The sequence below is a fragment of the Bradyrhizobium sp. U87765 SZCCT0048 genome (genome assembly GCF_018131225.1).
Taxonomy (GTDB): domain Bacteria; phylum Pseudomonadota; class Alphaproteobacteria; order Rhizobiales; family Xanthobacteraceae; genus Bradyrhizobium_A.
In genome coordinates this window covers 2,664,255-2,682,332 of record NZ_JAFCMM010000001.1, presented here as the reverse complement: position 1 = coordinate 2,682,332, position 18,078 = coordinate 2,664,255, and the positions used below count along the sequence as shown (strand labels likewise).

General features: G+C 64.9%; 10 protein-coding genes. 8 read left to right on the top strand and 2 right to left on the bottom strand.

Annotated elements, in window-relative coordinates:
• The first annotated feature begins 21 nt into the window (after positions 1-21).
• The 8 genes from JQ639_RS11780 to JQ639_RS11745 all read left to right on the top strand — a co-directional run bounded on the left by JQ639_RS11780 (position 22) and on the right by JQ639_RS11745 (position 13,242).
• Positions 22-1,308, top strand: coding sequence for an MFS transporter (locus JQ639_RS11780; protein ID WP_211966276.1), 1,287 nt, complete (start codon positions 22-24; stop codon positions 1,306-1,308).
• Positions 1,309-1,324: 16 nt separating this feature from the next.
• Positions 1,325-2,758, top strand: coding sequence for a coniferyl aldehyde dehydrogenase (locus JQ639_RS11775; RefSeq protein ID WP_211966275.1), 1,434 nt, complete (start codon positions 1,325-1,327; stop codon positions 2,756-2,758).
• A gap of 56 nt (positions 2,759-2,814) precedes the next feature.
• Complete coding sequence (locus JQ639_RS11770) at positions 2,815-4,419, top strand: GMC family oxidoreductase (RefSeq protein ID WP_211966274.1); 1,605 nt, start codon at positions 2,815-2,817, stop codon at positions 4,417-4,419.
• 155 nt (positions 4,420-4,574) lie between these two features.
• A complete protein-coding gene (locus tag JQ639_RS11765) occupies positions 4,575-6,353 on the top strand; it encodes a chloride channel protein (RefSeq protein ID WP_349644638.1) in 1,779 nt (592 codons plus the stop codon).
• 172 nt (positions 6,354-6,525) lie between these two features.
• Positions 6,526-8,184 carry a hypothetical protein gene (locus JQ639_RS11760; protein ID WP_211966273.1) on the top strand — a complete coding sequence of 553 codons (1,659 nt, stop codon included), beginning with the start codon at positions 6,526-6,528 and terminating at the stop codon, positions 8,182-8,184.
• Complete coding sequence (locus tag JQ639_RS11755; protein WP_211966272.1) at positions 8,184-9,971, top strand: eCIS core domain-containing protein; 1,788 nt, start codon at positions 8,184-8,186, stop codon at positions 9,969-9,971. The genes JQ639_RS11760 and JQ639_RS11755 overlap by 1 nt, the downstream gene beginning before the upstream one ends.
• Positions 9,972-10,018: 47 nt before the next feature.
• The gene (locus tag JQ639_RS11750) at positions 10,019-11,545 is read left to right on the top strand and encodes a CFI-box-CTERM domain-containing protein (protein ID WP_211966271.1); all 1,527 of its coding nucleotides are present in this window, start codon (positions 10,019-10,021) and stop codon (positions 11,543-11,545) included.
• A 38-nt stretch (positions 11,546-11,583) separates the two neighbouring features.
• Complete coding sequence (locus JQ639_RS11745; protein WP_211966270.1) at positions 11,584-13,242, top strand: eCIS core domain-containing protein; 1,659 nt, start codon at positions 11,584-11,586, stop codon at positions 13,240-13,242.
• A 19-nt stretch (positions 13,243-13,261) separates the two neighbouring features.
• On the opposite strand, the gene JQ639_RS11740 is transcribed toward JQ639_RS11745, so the two are convergent.
• Both JQ639_RS11740 and JQ639_RS11735 read right to left on the bottom strand, forming a co-directional pair.
• Positions 13,262-14,611, bottom strand: coding sequence for an ATP-binding protein (locus JQ639_RS11740; RefSeq protein ID WP_211966269.1), 1,350 nt, complete (start codon positions 14,609-14,611; stop codon positions 13,262-13,264).
• A 4-nt stretch (positions 14,612-14,615) separates the two neighbouring features.
• The gene (locus tag JQ639_RS11735; protein ID WP_349644789.1) at positions 14,616-18,077 is read right to left on the bottom strand and encodes a contractile injection system tape measure protein; all 3,462 of its coding nucleotides are present in this window, start codon (positions 18,075-18,077) and stop codon (positions 14,616-14,618) included.
• Position 18,078 lies beyond the last annotated feature (1 nt).

The window sequence follows — 18,078 nt, the reverse complement described above, 5'->3', positions numbered from 1 at the left end:
AACGACATGAGGGATGAGGCGATGGGCGGGCGGAAAATCGAGCCAGGGGGCTGGCTGGTCGTCGGGCTGCTGTTCTTCTTCATGCTGATCAATTTCGCCGACAAGGCGATCATTGGTCTGGCGGCCGTTCCCATCATGGAAGAGCTGCAGCTGACGCCAAGCAAGTTCGGGCTGGTCGGATCGAGCTTTTTCCTGCTGTTCGCGCTGTCGTCGGTCGCTGTCGGCTTCGTCTGCAACCATATTCAGACGCGCTGGGTGCTGCTGGCGATGAGCCTCGTATGGGCGCTGGCGCAGTTTCCGATGGTCGGCAGCGTCAGCTTTGGCACGCTGATGGCTTGCCGCGTCATTCTCGGCGCGGGCGAGGGGCCTGCCTATCCGGTGGCGCTGCATGCCACCTACAAGTGGTTTCCCAACGAATTGCGCACGCTGCCGACGGCCATCATCGCGCAGGGCGCAGGGATCGGCATCATGGTGGCGCTGCCGTTGCTCAACCTGATCATCGTGCGCTGGTCGTGGCATGCCGCGTTCGCGGCCCTCGGCATCGCCGGGCTGGTGTGGTGTGCGACATGGGCTCTGCTCGGCCGCGAAGGGCACCTCGACGACGGCCATGCCGCCGCGAGCGGCGAGCGCATTCCCTATGCTCGCCTGATGCTCAATCCCACCATCATCGCCAGTTGGTGCGCGTTCTTCGGCGCATATTGGGCGCTGTCCCTGAGCCTGTCGTGGCAGGCGGCCTATTTCGTCAAGGGTCTTGGCTTCGCGCAGGGCAGCGTCGGCCTGCTGACGGCGCTGACATCGGGGCTCGGCGTGATCATCGTGATCACGCTCGGGTGGTATTCGCAGCGGCTGATGGCGCGAGGAACCTCGAGCCGCCTGGCGCGCGGCTGTCTCGGCGGAGCCTGCGTCGCGATCGGCGGCGTTGCTCTCGCCTGCCTGCCGCTGATCGACAACATCGCCCTCAAGGTTGCGGTCGGCATCGTCGGCATGTCGCTGCCTTCGATCATCTACGTCATCACCCACGCGGTGGTCGGCGAGATCACGCCCGACAGCCAGCGCGGCGCGATGCTCGCGATCGGCAATGCCATCGGCACCATGGCAGGCCTGCTTGCGCCCTATATCATGGGCAGCCTGATCGAAACCGCGCCGACGCCGCTCGACGGCTTTCACCGTGGCTTTGTGGTCTGCGGGCTCGTCATGCTGGCGGGCGGGGTGATCGGCATGGTCTTCATTCGCCCCGAGCACGCCAAGACGCGGCTCGGCGCGTTTCATGCACAACCGGAGCCGACGGCAGCTCTTGCCAAAGGATAGCAGCAGGGAGGATACGATGGATCAACCGCTGGGCATGTCCGCGACGTCGGGGCTGAACGAGCTGTTTCGTCGACAAATCGAGTTGTCACGCAGCGCGCCGGCGCCATCGCTCGCCGAGCGGCTCGACCGCCTGGCCCGATTGCGGGCCCTCGTCACAGATAACGAGGCGCGCTTCGCCGAGGCGATCGCCGCCGACTTCAGCCATCGCTCAGCCATCGAGACGCAGATCGCCGAGATCATGTTCGTGCGTGGCGAGATCCGGCACGCGACAAAAAACCTCCGGCGCTGGATGGCGCCGCGGACGGTGCGCACCGAGCTCCAGTTCCTGCCGGGTCGCAACCGCCTGATCCCGCAGCCGCTCGGCGTGATCGGTATCATTGCGCCCTGGAACTATCCGTTGCAGTTGACGCTGGCGCCGGCGGTGGCGGCGCTGGCGGCCGGCAACCGCGTGATGATCAAGCCGAGCGAGCTCGTGCCGCAGTTCGCCGCGTTGCTGCGCGACGTGGTCGCGCGCAGCTTCGATCCGGCCGAGATGGTGGTGACCGGGATCGAGGAGAATGTCGCCGAGGCGTTTGCGGTCCTGCCGTTCGACCATCTCATTTTCACGGGCTCGACGCGCGTCGGCCGTCTGGTCGCCGCCGCCGCCGGTCGCAACCTCACGCCGGTGACGCTCGAACTCGGCGGCAAGTCGCCGGCGATCGTCGACCCGTCCGCCGACCTGCCGGAGGTCGCCGCGCGCATCGCCTACGGCAAGCTGCTCAACGCCGGCCAGACCTGCATCGCGCCGGACTATGTGTTCGTGCCCGAGGCGAGCGCAGCGGCTTTCTCGGGCCGCCTGCTGGCGGCGATGACGGCGATGTACGGCGCCGATCCGGCCAATCCCGACTACACCGCGATCATTTCCGATCGTCACTATGCCCGTATCGAGGCGCTGGTCGCCGATGCGGCCGCGCGTGGCGCGCAGGTGCTGCGTGGCGCCGATCCGTCCGACCCGGCCTGGAAGTCCCGGCGCAAGTTTCCGCCGACAGTGGTGACCGGCGTCACGCCGGACATGACGCTCCTGAAGGAGGAGATCTTCGGTCCGGTCCTGCCCGTCCTCGGCTATCGCGACCGGGCCGAGCCGATCGCCTGGATCAACGCCCGCGAGCGGCCACTCGCGCTCTACTGGTTCGGCGAGGACGTCGCCGCCCGCGACGAGGTGCTGGCTCGCACCGTGTCCGGTGGCGTCACCGTGAACGACTGCCTGTTCCACTTCACGCAGGCGCATCAGCCGATGGGTGGGGTCGGAGCGTCCGGCTGCGGCGCCTATCACGGCGAGTGGGGCTTCACCACACTCAGCAAGCTGAAGCCGGTGTTCTTCCGCTCGCCCTGGAACAGGTTCGCCGATCTGCGTCCGCCTTATGGGGCGAAGATCGCGCGGCTGATGAAACTGATGCGCCTGATGTCCTGAATGTCGATCGCAGAACGCGCGGCGCAAGAGCGTGACATGGCCGGAGGAAATGCAACGTGACCGAGATCTTTGACTACATCGTCGTCGGCGGCGGGTCGGGCGGATGCGCGGTGGCGAGCCGTCTTTCGGAACATTCCGACACGAGAGTGGCGCTGCTCGAGGCCGGCGGCCGCAACGACAACTGGGTGGTGACCACGCCCGGCGCTTTGATCCTGATGGTGTCCGGCAAGGTCAACAATTGGAACTTTCAGACTGTGCCGCAGGCAGGTCTCGGCGGACGCATCGGCTATCAGCCACGGGGGCGCGGCCTCGGCGGCTCCTCGGCGATCAACGCCATGGTCTATATTCGCGGGCACCGGGCGGACTACGACCACTGGGCCGAACTTGGCAACACCGGCTGGTCCTATGACGACGTGCTGCCGTATTTCAAGCGCTCCGAAGACAATGAGGAGCTCGACGGCGCCTATCACGGCAAGGGCGGCCCGCTCCATGTCGGCGGCCTGCGTAGCGACAACCCCGTGCAGGAGATTTTCCTGCAGGCCGCGCGAGAGGCCCAGTTCCGGATCAACGATGACTTCAACGGCGAGGAGCAGGAAGGCCTCGGCGTCTACCAGGTGACCCAGAAGAATGGCGAGCGCTGGAGCGCGGCACGGGGCTATGTCCATCCATTCATGGGGCGTCGCCAGAATCTCCATGTCGAGACCGGCGCGCTCGTCACACGCCTGCTGTTCGAGGGCAAGCGCGCGGTCGGCGTCGAATACCGCCGCGGCAAGGAGGTGCGCATCCTGCGTGCCCGCCGCGAGATCATCCTCGGCCTCGGCGCGTTCCAGACGCCGCAGTTGCTGATGCTGTCGGGCATCGGTGACGGCGCCGCGCTCGCCCGTCAAGGCATTGCGGTGGAGCATCATCTGCCTGGTGTGGGCCAGAACCTGCAGGATCATCCCGATTTCGTGTTCGGCTTTGCCTCCGACAATCCGAATTTCACGGGATTGTCATGGGCGGGCATCCAGCGGATCTTCAAGGGCATCGCGCAATACCGGCGCGAGCGGCGCGGGCCGATGACGTCCAATGTCGCCGAATGCGGCGGCTTCCTGAAGACGCGGCCGGACCTCGCGATGCCCGACATCCAGCTGCATTTCTGCATGGCCATGGTCGACGACCACGGCCGCAAGCCGCGCTGGGGCGCGGGCTTCTCCTGCCACGTCTGCCTGCTGCGGCCGGAAAGCCGCGGCAGCGTTTGGTTGCAGAGCGCGGATCCCGCCCAGGCACCCGCGATCGACCCGAATTTCCTCGGCGAGGCCGCGGACATGGAGGCCATGGTCGCGGGCTTCAAGACCACCCGGCGCCTGCTGGAGACGCCGGCGCTGCGGGCGCTGCAGACCGCGGATATGTTCACCGCCGACGTGCGCTCGGACGATGATATCCGTGCGGTGCTCCGTCGCCGGGTCGATACGGTCTATCATCCGGTCGGAACCTGTAAGATGGGGGTCAATGATCCGCTCGCGGTGGTCGATCCCGCCCTGCGGGTGTACGGCGTCGAGGGGTTGCGGATCGCCGATGCCTCGGTGATGCCGACCTTGATCGGCGGCAACACCAATGCGCCCACCATTATGATTGGCGAGAAAGCCGCGGATATGATCCGCGCCGCCGCGCTCAGCTGATTTTGACTGCAGTGACCACGTCTTCGGAAGCAATTGAGGTTGCGGCGCCGGATGTTCGAACCTATGACACTGACGATGGCGCCCCGGTATGCCCGCGGCGCATCCGCCGTCTGGTCGTGCTGGTTCGAGGATTGCAGGTGTTGAAGCTTCCGGGCGTGGGCCGTTTCATCAGCCACGTCGGTGCGAGCGGCGTGACCACGACGCTCCGCGCGCTGCTTCGCGGCAACGAATTCTTCCTGATTCCGCTGGCGCTGCTGGTCGGCGTCATTGCCGGCGCGGTGGTGACGCTGATGAGCGAAATCGCCCAGATTGCCCATGTCCTGATCTACGGCATTCCCATCGACGTTCGTCTCAGCGCCCATGAGATCGTCAATCCCTGGGCGGCGCTGATTGCGCCGACCGCGGGCGGCCTGCTGCTCGGGTTGATGGAATGGCAGCGCCGGCGATGGAAGATCTCGAGTGCCGTCGATCCGATCGAGGCCAATGCCTTGCGCGGCGGCCGCCTGTCGCTGCGCGACAGTGTCATCGTCTCCAGCCAGACCCTGATCTCCAACGGCTGCGGCGCGTCGGTGGGGCTCGAGGCCGGCTACACCCAGATCGGCGCCGGCGCGGCTTCGCTGCTCGGCCGCTTCTTCAACCTGCGGCGCAACGACCTGCGGCTGATCGTCGGCTGCGGGGCTGCGGGGGCGATCGCGGCGGCATTCGGCGCGCCGATCACCGGGGCATTCTACGCCTGCGAGCTGATCGTCGGCGTCTATTCGGTCAGCAGCGCCGCGCCGATTCTCGCCGCGTCGCTATCCGCCTCGCTGGTGGCGCGCTGGCTTGGCGGCGCGCCATACTCTCTTGACGTGCCGCAGGTCGGCGCGGTCGTCGGCGAACAGTATCTCGCGCTGATCGTGCTGGCGTTGATCGTCGCGGCGATCGGCATCATCGTGATGCGCAGCTCGGCGCTGGTCGAGCGCCTGTTCCATCGCCCATGGCTGCCGGTCTGGCTGCGCACCCCGATCGGCGGGCTGTGTATCGGCGCTCTGGCGCTTGTCACGCCGCAGGTGCTGGCCGCCGGCCACGGCGCCATGGTGCTCGACCTGCACCGTGACATGGCCATGGGCCTGATTGCCACGATCATCGTGCTGAAGCTGTGCGCCTGCCTGATCTCGCTGGCGTCGGGCTTCCGCGGCGGCCTGTTCTTCGCCTCGCTGTTCGTCGGCAGCCTGATCGGCAAGCTCTATGCCATGGTGCTGCACCTGCCGATGTTCGATGTACCGCTGGATCCGCTGGCGAGCGCGCTGGCCGGCATGGCGGCGCTGGGGGTTGCGATTGTCGGTGGTCCGCTGACCATGTCGTTTCTGGTGCTGGAAATGACCCGCAGCATCGATGTCGCCGCCGCGGTGCTTGCGGCCTGCATCGTCACCAGCGTCTGTGTGCGGGCGCTGTTCGGGCACTCGTTCTCAACCTGGCGCCTGCATCTGCGTGGCGAGACCATCCGCAGCGCCAACGATGTCGGATGGCTGCGCAATCTCACGGTCGAGCGCATGATGCGCACCGATGTCGCCACCGCCCCGGTCAACGCGACCATCGCCGAGTGCCGCCGCGATTTCGTGCTGGGGTCGCGCCAGGCGATCATTCTGGTCAACGGCGCCAAGGACTATTGCGGGCTTGTGATGCTGCCGGAGCTCTACTCCAGCGAGCTGGACAGCATCGCCGACGATATCCAGGTGGTCGACCTCGCCCGACACTTTGACGACGTGCTGCTGCCGGCCATGAACGTCAAGACCGCCATGAAGATCTTCGACGCCGCCGAGGCCGAGGTGCTGGCGGTGGTCGAGGCCGGCGGCAGCCACAAGGTCATCGGCTTTCTGACCGAATCCTTCGCCCGCCGGCGCTATGTCGAGGAGCTCGACCAGGCCACGAGGGGGATCCTCGGTCCGATCTGATCCCTGCGGGCGCCTGCCGATGGCGGCGGCGTCCGGATTTTGCTGTGCATGGGCCAGCAAGCATCCCGGCGGTGTTATTCCGTTCGCGCGGGAACCTGCTATCCTTCCCTTGCTCGAAACGATGGGCGCCACCGGCTGACGGGAGGCGAAGTCGCGACAGATCGACGAACCGATGGCGGGCGAACGTGCGGCGGGCTCCCCTCCGGCCGCCGATGATGTCGCGTTGCCGTCAGGCAAGCCGGGCTGGTTCGTGCTGGAAAAGCGGGCCCGCTTTTCCCGGTCGATGATCTGGCAGCTGCAGCAGCGCTATTTTGCCGAACGCGGCATTGATGCCTGGCGGCTGGGTGAGGTCCCTCACTACGTCACCAGCAACCCCACCATCGCCAACGCCTATGCCGAAATCGCGCTGGCGTTCTGGCGCGACCGGCAACGCCTCGCGCCGCAGCCAGAGCCGCTCACGATCTGCGAGCTGGGAGCGGGCTCCGGTCGCTTCGCTTTTCATTTCCTCAAGCGGCTGGAAAGCCTTTGCGCCGACGCCGGTCTCCGGCCACAGCTCTTTCGCTATGTCCTGACCGATGCGGCGGATGTCGATTTTTCGTTCTGGCGTGATCATCCCCGTTTCGAGCCATTCTTTGCCGATGGTCGCCTCGATATCGCCCGCTGCGACGTGATGGCGCCGGGGCCGTTGACCTTGCAGGTCAGCGGCGAGGTGGTTGGTCCGGACAGTCTCGCTCATCCGCTGCTGGTGATCGCCAATTACCTGTTCGACAGCGTTCCGCAGGATCTCTTTCACTTCAGGGACCAACGCGTCTACAGCTGCGGCGTCTCGCTTGCGGTCGATACCGAGCCGGATGCGCTCGACACTGCCGAACTGCTCGACCGGCTGCAGGTGCATTATGACGACGAGGAGCTGGATGCGCCGTATGAGGAGCCGTGGCTGCAGCAGCTGATGTCCCGCTATCGGCGGCAGTTGCGTGACGCCCACGTGCTGGTTCCCGCCGCCGGGCTGCGCTCCATCCGCTCGCTGGCCGGCCTGTCGGCTCATGGGGCCATGGTGCTGTCCGCGGACAAGGGCCATCATCGTCTTGCCGAACTCGAGGGCCTCGCGCCGCCCGGCCTCGTTCGTCACGGCAGCTTCTCGCTCTCGGTCAACTATCATGCCTTCGTCCAGGCCTGTACCGATGCGGGCGGGCTGGCGCTGGTGTCGACGGAACACCGTGCCAGCATCGATATCGTCGGCCTGTTGTGGCTGGAGGATGCCTCGGCGCATGCCGAGACGCAGCTGGCCTATCGCCACCATGTGCTGGAATTCGGCCCCGACAGCTTCTATCGCATCACAAAGCACGCGCGTCCGACCATTCCGCACATGGCGGTCGAGGACATCCTCGCCTATCTGCGCCTCGGCCGGTACGACAGCCATCAATTCGGACGTTACTTGCCACGCCTGCTGGAGCTGGCGCCGGCCATGGATTCAGACGTCCGCCTGGATGTCGCCGCGGCGGTCGAGCGCGTCTGGGATATGTACTTTCCGCTTGGGGAGGAGCTCGATCTCGCCAATCGAATCGGTGCTCTGCTCTATGCCATCGACGACTATTCCGGGGCGATGGCCTATTTCGAGCGTTCCATGGCCATTTATGGCGTAGATACCGGAACGCTCTACAACATTGCGGCATGCCATCATCTGCTTGGTGCGCGTGACGTTGCGGCCGCAGTGCTGCGCAAGGTTCTGGACTACGAACCCGATAATGATGCGGCGCGGTGTTTGCTGTCGGAATGCGATCCCGCATCTGCGGTCGTGGCAAAGCCGGCCAGCGCCGCAGGGGGCATTTGATGGGTGGCTATGCCAGAGCCGAGGCGTTGCCGGCGCGCGACGAAGCCGGCGCCAGCCGCGGCGTCGACAGGCTGTCCGCCCCGAGCAATGGAGTGGTTGTCGAGGGGGCCGTCACCGCGAGTTCGGTTCTGGGCCCGTCGGAACAGATGTTGACGGCTCAGCGGAGCGCGCTCGATGGCAGGGCCGTCGTGCTGTCGCATGTCTCGTTGCAGCGCGCGCTCGACAGTCGTGGCAGTACCCCGCCCGCGACGGAATATTCTTCCGGCGGTCTTCCGGCCGGGCTCAGGGCGGGTATTGAAGGCCTGTCGGGCCTGGCCATGGATGATGTGCGCGTCCACTACAATTCGACGAAGCCTGCTGCCGTGCACGCCCATGCCTATGCGCAAGGCGCGGAGATTCATCTCGCGCGGGGGCAGGAGCACCACTTGCCGCACGAGGCCTGGCATGTGGTGCAGCAAAAGCAGGGGCGCGTGAAGCCGGCGCTGCAAGTGAAGGGCGTCGCGGTCAACGACGACGTCGGCCTCGAGCGCGAAGCGGACGCGATGGGAAGCAGGGCCCTTGGGCTGCGCATCCCTGCGGCAAAGCGGGCGGCTTTGGCTGCCGTTCAGCGGCGGGTGCTGCAGAGAGTGATCAAGTTCAAGGGTGGCGGCAACTGGGCGAAAGAGGACGATATCCCGGAGAAGATCCGTGACAACGCCGCGCTCAAGGCCCAAACGACGTCCCAGGATAATTATCTGGCACAAAAAGCGGAAGACATGAAGACGCGGGCGAGCGGCAAGCCGGCGCCTCTCCTGACGCCGCATCGTCATGTGATCGGGGAACGTCATAATGCTTCGAGATTCGAGACCGCGCTGGAGAACTGGGGATGGGGCGCGGGCAAGATGGCGGAGAGCTTCCAGCACAGCAGCCAGGTGACGGACAAGGTCTCGGTCGAAAACAGCCAGCTCAAAAAGCAGGTGTTCTTCACGAATCCCTATCACGGCACGGATCCGCTCGAGAACCTGCATCCGTATATGCTCGCTGGCGTGGCGGTTCTCAGGTTCGCTCTGCTCGAACTGAAAAAGACGACCCGGATCTCGGAGAACTATGCCACGCAGGTCGCGTTGAAGGTCAACGTGAACGATAACCAGGCACACTTCAAAACAAGCGAAGGACTGGCGGACCAGAAGCGGGCCCGCATACAGGAGGAGAGCGACAATTTATGTCTCCATCTCAAGAGCTATCAGGATGCCTGCAATGAGCGTTTGAAAAAGGCCGCGGGTCTTGGCGATCTCACCGCCTTGAACGCAGCATTGACAGACAAATGGAACACCCTTCCGAAGATGCTCAAGGAGCTCGCCAGTCGCCCCTACGGCAGGTTGATGAACTGGACTGAGACGGCTGATAGCCTTCGGAAGGTGCCCGCAAGGATCGACGACTTCATCAAGACAACAGTGGATCCGTGGGCGGATGCGCTGGTCGGCTTGACGAAGATCGAGGCGGCGCCAATCCACGGCGATGAAAAACATATCGAGGCTGCGTGGCAAGCGGCCAAGGGCGTCAGCGATCAAGGATCCGCTGTCGGCGGCGACCAGAAGGCGCTCACGTTCAGCGACAAGGAGCTCTTCGTGCACCAAACGCTCAGTCCGGTGCGTGAGCTGTTCATGGTCGAGAATATCAAGAAGCTGGTCAAGCCGGGCCTTGTGCAGATCGGCGAGGCGCACCTGGAAGGCTTGAAGAACAAGATTCCCGACAGCAAGCTGCACGCATCCTACGCCGACTTTGTTGCGGATACGAATAAGTTGTAACGGCTTTCAATCAGTTGATCGTACCGCCGCGGCGGGAGAATTTGACCATGGGCAATTATCGCCAAGGTGAGCGGGCAGCAGGTCAAGGGCGACACAGCGAGACTGGCACGGCTCCATCCAGGGCGATTGCGCCGCGGACATCGCCGGGACGCGATGGGCTGGGACGCGCGCTCGATGACACTCCACGTGTGCAGTCGCTGCTCGAACTGAGGTCGTCACTCGACGCGCGCGCCCGTTTGGCAGGTGAGGCCAGGCCTGTGCCGACGGGCGCGGATGATACGAGGGCAGCTTCGCGCGCCGATCTGCAAGGCCGCATCAAGCCCTTGTTACATGCCAAGACGGGCGCGGTCGAGCAGATGGGTAGATGGCCCGCATCTGCGTCGACACAACGCGTCGTACTTCGGCAGAGCGCGCCCGCCGCGGCGCATTCCGCAGGGCCGGTATTGCAGCGGGCGATTATTCTGGAGAAGAAGTTCAAAGCCAATGCCGAGTTGATGAAAGCCTACCGGCGGATCGAGTACGTCCTGGCGCAGGATCATGTGCTGGGTGAACTGTACAGGCATGCCAAAGCCGATAAGAGCAATCTCGTCTTCAAGGTCGGTGACCTGACGAGCGAGGCGGCGGTCGGGCTTACGGAACTTTTTCATGGAGACACGAAAATTACAGCCCAGAATGCGGCCCAGGTCCTGGGAGGGGATACGAAGGACCGGTCGTTCGAGACGCATATCACCATCGATGACGGCCAGATCGCCAAGCTTTTAGAGGAGAGGGCGCGCGGGGATCACAAGCATTCCCAGCCAACGGATATGTTGCAAATTCTGGCCCATGAATACGGCGTACATGCGACAAAGAATCTCGCTTTTCTGAAGCAGCTTGGGACGCGTGGCGATGCAAAGGCGCGATCCGCTCATGTTGCCGAGGCCTTCGCGCCATCGGGGTCGATGTCAGGCGGCACTCATCATGCGGAGCATCTGCACGGCGAGGCCTCATCTTACAATGCACTGAGCGCTGCGCTTCAAATCAAGCTCCCCAAAGACATGAAGCTCAGCCTGGATGAGCAGCGCAGCTTTCTGGAGTCCGAAGGCGACGATCGTGCAATGATCAACGCTGTACTGGCTGAGTTGAAGCCTGCGATGGACAAGGCGAACGCGATGGTTGGCCAGGCCGCGGACGTGAAGCACGCGATGGAAAGGCCGCTCAAGTTCGTCAAAAAGCCCGCCGGATCTTCTGCTCCCGTCGAATCAACCTGCTTTATCACCACGGCCTGTACGCGGGCGCACGGGCTGCCTGATGATTGCGAGGAATTGACGGTTCTTCGCGCCTTCAGAGACGGCGTGCTCTGCCGTTTCATCGAGGGAAGGGAACTCTGCGCTCAGTATTATCGGGTGTCTCCACAGATCGTACAGGCGATCGGGCGCAGCGGGAGGGAGGAGGAACTTTACGTGCGTCTCTATGCGACGATCCGCAGCTGTGTCGATGCAATTCAGCGCGGAGATGAACGCTGGGCGTTTCAGACCTACTCCGGAATGGTGTTGCTGCTGATGCAGCTCTTTCCCGCCACGGTATCGTGGTGACGTCGTGATTGCTTCGCGGGACATGATCGGAGGCGACGATGTTCGTGCAGGAACAGTCCGTTAAGGCGGAGATGGCTCGCGGTGCCGCCGATGGGGACCGCAGCACCGGACGCCGCCGCGCCGGTGTTCACGGCGACCGAGGGAATGATCTTGCACTCCGAAATTTGTCGTCCGGGTCTCGCGAGCGGGCGCTGTTGCAATTGCGCCGTGTGCTGGATTCGCGTGCAGTCATCCGAGGTGGTATCGCCTTGCAGGGCGCATTGAACACGGCCGGTACAGCGATGCGCGCGAGCGCACGGACAGTTTTCGGGAGGGCGGCTGGTCGAAAAATTCCGCCTGCCGCAGCCCATTCATCCGGGCTTCCGGCAAGGCTCAAGGCGGGTGTCGAGAGGCTGTCAGGCCTCAGCATGGATGATGTGCGCGTCCACTACAATTCGCCGCAACCGGCTACGGTGCAGGCGCATGCCTATGCGCAGGGCACGCAGATCCATCTTGCTCCGGGACAGGACAAGCATTTGCCGCACGAGGCCTGGCACGTCGTCCAGCAGAAGCAAGGGCGAGTGAAACCGACGCTGCAGCTCAAAGGGCTCGCTGTCAATGATGAGGCAGGACTTGAGCGGGAAGCAGATGTAATGGGCGCTCGGGCTCTGGGGCACGGGGATGCTGTCGGCGCGGCTCGCCGCGCGCTCTTCTCCCAGCCGGGTACTGCGGCGACGCTGTCGGTCGACGGCGTCGCCGGACAACAGGCCAGCCAACATTTGACCTCCGGCATGATTCTGCAACGGACCAAGCTCAACCTCGACAAGGATGACAAGATCTCCGGTATCTCGGACTGGGTGGATCGGCCGAGCTCGAATACGACAAAGCAAGGCCAGCACCTGACGGCCTACGTCGCGTTCGAAGATATGATCCTTTCGCACGTTCGCGGATGCACTGTCGTCGAGGCTGCTCAGGCGCTGCAGGCCGTGATCGATGGAATCAGAATCTTGCCTGGTGCGGAGCACATGCATCGCACTTACGCCGATCAGTTCGACGAGCGCCGGGCCGAGTTGGGGCAGGTGGGGCGGCTGCGCGATCCCAAGGAAGCGAAGAAGGAGGTCGAGCGCATCATCGATGACATTCTGTCGCTGCGCAACAAATTGCCCGACACGGCGCTCAGTACATCCGAGAGGACCCCAGGCCACGGCGAGGCCAAGTCGTCTGGAGGCCTTGAAGTGATGGAGAATACGCTGAGAAAACGGACGGCGTTTCCGGAAAGTTGGGGAGACGAGAAGGCCATCGCCGATTCATTGCTCTCCAGCATGTGGCGGCTGCTCGACTACCAGCCGTCGACCGAGGCCAGTGAGCAGGCTTTCACGAAAACGAAGCAGCGGGTGCTGCGCCATGTCATGCAGATGCAGTTGTCCTATCCCCGGGTTTCGAAATGGCTGACCGAACATGGCTACGATCTGATGGCCTATCTGGCGAAAAATCGGAAAGAGGGGATGCCGCTCGCGGCGCTATCCGGCAAGGAGATCGCCGCGCTATCGGGTCATGTGGCTGCAAACAGATCTGACGCGACGGACGAAAAACTGGCGGACGCCACCACCAGCACGACCAGCACGACGAGTACCAGCACCGCCGCCATCGACGGGCCGAGCCACAACACGCGCAGCCATTCGAAGCCTGCCAGGAAGGGCGACGATATGGAGTTGTGATGCCCTTGGTGAAACTCGATTATCCTACGAACTTGCCGTCCTTGCGCAGCTCCCGCCGGACGCCGGCGACGAGATCGGCTTGCAGAATTGTCTGCGGATCCCGCGCCACCGCCTTCAGACAGGCATAACGCAGCACGTTGACAATGCTGCCACCAGAAAGTTCATGATCCCGTGCCAGTCGTTTCAGGTCGACATCGGTGGCGAGCCGATAGGGCTTGTCACGGAAACTGTCCTCCCACAGCCGCAGCCGCTGTTCGGAATCGGGGAGCGGGAAGGTGACGATCGTTTCGAAGCGCCGTGAAAATGCCTCGTCGAGATTGCTCCGCAGGTTGGAGGCAAGGATCACGAGCCCCGGAAAATCCTCGATGCGCTGCAGCAGGTAGGCGATCTGCTGGTTGGCGGCGCGATCGTTGGCGGTGCGTGTCTCCGTGCGTTTGCCGAACAGGCTGTCGGCTTCGTCGAAGAACAGGATCATGCCGGTGTGCTCGGCGCGCTCGAACAGGTTTGCGAGATTTTTCTCCGTTTCTCCGATCCACTTCGAGACCACGCGCGACAGGTCGGTACGGTAGACGGGGCGACCGGTCGCCTTGCCGATCAGGCAGGCCGTGAGCGTCTTGCCCGTGCCGGGGGGGCCGTGGAACAGCGCGCGATAGCCGGGCTTGAGCCGGCGCGCGAGTTGCCAGTCGCGCATCAGTGTGGTCTCGTGCTGCTGCCAGGCGAGAATGTCGTCGACTTCGGATCGCGCCGTCGCTTCCAGCACCAGATCAGACCACTCGTAAGGGGTGGTGAGGAGTTGCGCGGGAAACGCACTGCTGAATATCGGGGCGCGGGTCTGGCCGGTGAGCAGGCGCGTCAGCGCATCGGGAGCGGGGCGCAGCGGTGCGGTGAGCGCCGGCTCGTCGGACGATGGCGGCGGCAACAGGAGATGCCGTGCCAGCAGGGAGCGCTCAGGAGCGAACAGCCCGAGCCAGTGCAGCCGGGCGGCGAGGTCGTCTCCTGCGAGCAGGAACAGGGCGGTCTGCAAGGTCGGGGTCACGCCGACCTGATCGGCGGTGGTGCGGCCGCCGAACTCGGTGAAACGGCGCTGCAACGCTTCGCTGCGGATCAGCAGGGCATCGAGCGCCTCCGGCCGAAGATGCGGCAGAAGTGCCAAGACGAGTACCAGCCGCTCGGCCGGATCCAGCTCCGCAGCGCGGACGAGGTCGCCATAGGCCGTGCCGGGCGCAGGCAGGTCCGGCGCGGGATGCAGCAGTTCGCCGACATCGCAGGGCGTGCCTTCGGCGTGGCTTTGCAGGCGGCGAGCGAGGGCGTGCTCGAACCAGGCGATCTCGGTGGCGATGGCGTGGGCGTTCGAGGGGGCAGGGGTCATTGCGTTACCACGTCACGTGAAGGGGGCCCGGCATCCAGGCATGGAACACGACGCCGATACTCCAGGGGATCTGGTCGACCAGCACGTCGAGGGTCTTGCGCTGGACTTGTAATCTCCAGGCGCCGTCGGCCTGGATCAGCTTGCCATCGCGCTGCAGAAAGGCTTCGCGCAGGCCTGCGATCGATGTCCCGCTCAGGATGGGCCAGTTGGCGAGGATGGAGCGCAACAGCATGTCGCAGGCCTCCTGCTCGTGATCGGTCATGATGATGGCCCGCTCGATCGGCTGGGCGACGAGCAAGCCGCATAGCGCCTTGTTGAGCGTCAGCAACGGCTCCGGCGTATCGGTTCGGCCATCGACCAGATATTGCAGCAGATGAACGGCCCGCGAAGCTGCGGCCTCGTCTCGCAGGCGCGGTTTTTTGTGCTCGTCGCGTGTGATCAGCCCGAGAGTCTCGAACAGGTGGGGCAGGAAGGGGTTGGTCAGGACCAGTCCGGCGTTAGCGATGAAGATCGGGTCCGGTGCTGCATCGTCTTCGGCTCTCAGGCGGAATGACGTGCGGCCATGCTGGGATGCGGCCGCCTGCCGCGCGGGTGTGGACAGTGCCGGCGCGTGGGGAGAGGGCGAGGATACCTGATGGAGCCTGGCATTCAGCGCGGCGCCGAGCGAGGCATGACCGGCTGCGCGGGCGAGACCTGTGGCGGTGCGAGCCAACGCAGCGGTCGCGACGGCGGGCCCGCGGGCGTCGCGATCGCGCGTCCCGCGTTCGGCGGCGATGAGCAGGCGTTCGGTCAGATCGGCGACCGCCGACGGGTGCGCAGGCGTCGTGGCGGTCTCGATCAGGTTTTGCCACATGACCGTGCGCCCGATGGACTGCCCGGCGGCTTCGGTCAGCAGTTCGGCAGCATCAAGCAGATCGGCGCCGGCATGAGGCTGGGCGCGCATGATCAGCAGAGCGAGCTGGCGCTCGGGCAGCAGCTGGATCAGTTGGGCGCCGTTCGGCGTGCGCACGAGGAACGCGAGCAGTTGATGGACGGCATCACGACCGGCTTGCGCCAGCAGGGTCTGGGTCAGTTCATTCAGCAGCTCGGATGCGTCGGCACGTGATACCGCACGGCTGAGGTCAAAAGATGCGAGCGCCTGAAACAGTGTTTCGGAATGCTGGTCCATTGCGTGCGCCGGAGAGCGTTCGTTGTCCGCGGCCGCTGGCAGTACACGCGACGACGATTGGAGGTCCGTGGTGGGGAGGGTCGCGAGGAGGGCAGCGATGTCGTCCGGCAATTGCGCCAGCAGATCGTCCAAGACCCTGGCTCTGTCGTGGGCGTCGCTCGAGGCCATGAGGCGGCCGAGCACGCGTTGCAGCCATGCCGCGCCGACGATCGTCCCGGTGCCGCCATGGACGACTTCGGCGAGCAGCGCCGAGGCGATATCCTGGAGTAGGAACGGCCCACCCCCGCGCTGCCTTGCAGCCACCAGGGCCGGTGCGAGCCGGATGAGCGTAGCCGCGGCGCCCGGAGCGAGCGCCCTCAACAGGGCGTGGAATGCGGCTGGCGCGAGTGCGTGCGTGAGGCGAGCCCATGACGTTTCGTGGGCGATCGTTCTGGCGAGGAAGCGGCGGGCCATCCGTGGGTCGTCTGCAGCCAACTGCAGCAGGGCGTCGATCTCGCTCCTCGCCCATGTTCCGCCCGCGGTCGTGATGGCAAGGGCCGCGAGGCGGGCGGCCATGGTGTCCAGCGGCTGACGTTGTGGATCGATGGCAGGGCGGATCGACGGAACCGCGCCAGGCGAGGATTGGCCGTCGATCAAGGCGATGATGAGGGCGGCTTGATCGGTCGCGGAGCCGTCGGCCTGCGTGTGTGGGTCAGCGCCGGGAGGTTGCAGCAGCTGAAGCAGCGATGCCACGCTGGTTGCCGGTAGCCGCGCGAGCGCACGTGCTGCCTGAGCAGGGTCGAGCCGGGCGCCGCGCAGCGCATTGAGCACGAAGCCGGGACGAAGACGCCGCAGCACGTCGATCAGTCGCTCCGGCGTCAGTGTCGGCTCGTCGATGAGGTCCGGCCATGGCAGCGTGGCGGTGGTCAGCAGGTGGCGCAGCCGGTCGAGGTTGCGATAGGCCGTGGTCGATGTCTCGCGTGCCGCGGGAGGCATGTCCGGTTCGGTCATGTCAGCGGGTTGCGGCACGGCAGCATCCGGCAAGTCAAGCGGATGGGGCTCGGGCGCGTCAGCCAATTCCAGGATGATGACGGCCAGCGAGGAGGTCGCCATCGTTGCGTTCATCAGGTTGGCAAGGCTTGATGCGAATACCTCCAGCATCGCCCGATAGCTCACGCGCTCGGCCCCCGCGAGCTCCGCGATCATGTGCGCGACGAAAGTCTTGCGGTTGAACTGGGTTCCCGCATCGTTCAGCACATGGCGAAGGGCCACGAACCACAGCAGGCGTTCGAGGTTGCGCTCGGCGAGCGAGACCACGGGGTGCTGCCGCTGCAGGCCGCGCACGTCCGTCATATGAGCGACGATGATGTCGCCCGCTGCCGGCGTCAGCAGCTGGAGCAGGCGAGCAAGGGTCGTCGTCGACAGCGTTTCGGCGAGCCTTCGCAGGATGGCGTGATCGCGCCCGTATTGGTGGAGCATCCGGATGAGGGCGAGCGGCTCCCGATCCGCCAGCGATAGCAGAAGGGCATCGGGGCTGCCGTGGGGAAACATGCCGTGCTGCAGGAAGGCATCGAGATGTGCGAGGGGCAGTCCTTCGTCGATGACAGGTAACGACCGCGACAGGGCCGGCATGGACGGTGTATCGAAGGGACCCGGTGGGGGCACCATGATATCGGCATCCCGACGGATGGCGTCGGCGATGGCCGCGACGATACGCAGGCGAGTGGCCCGGTCGAGCTGACCGTCCGGAAGGGCAGGAAACATCGCGCGCGCGCGAGCCGGAAAGATCGAGCCGAGGAGCTTGCGAAGCTCGGCGCCGGTCAATTGCAGCGCGAGGCGCTCGGCTGCATCCGGATCCGTCATGGCATCGACAATCAGCCGCCGCACGCCATCCGGATCACGATCGACCAGGTCGACCAGCCGCGCGATCGGATCGGCCGCAGCGCCCTGCCGGTAAGGCCAGGTGCCGGTCCGCAGATAGCCCGCAAGGGCTTGAAGCAGGGCCGCGTCCGTGGTGGTCGTCTCGATGAGCCGGGTCGTGGTCCGGGACATCGCCGCACTGGAGACGATCGCGGAAAGCGCCTCGCGCAGCGACGTCTCCAGCCGCTGCGTGGCGCCATCGAGATCGTCGGCTGATATCGTTCCGAGTTTCAGATCCAGGCCGTCGATGCGAATGACGGTGTCGGAGCGGTCGAACTCCGTCAACACCCGCTCGATCGTCGGCAGAAAGCGCACGCGGTTCAATTCGCCGATCCGGTCGAGCAGATCGGGCGCTCCCTGGTCGTCCGCCATTTCGACGTCGATATGCTGGCGGCCAATG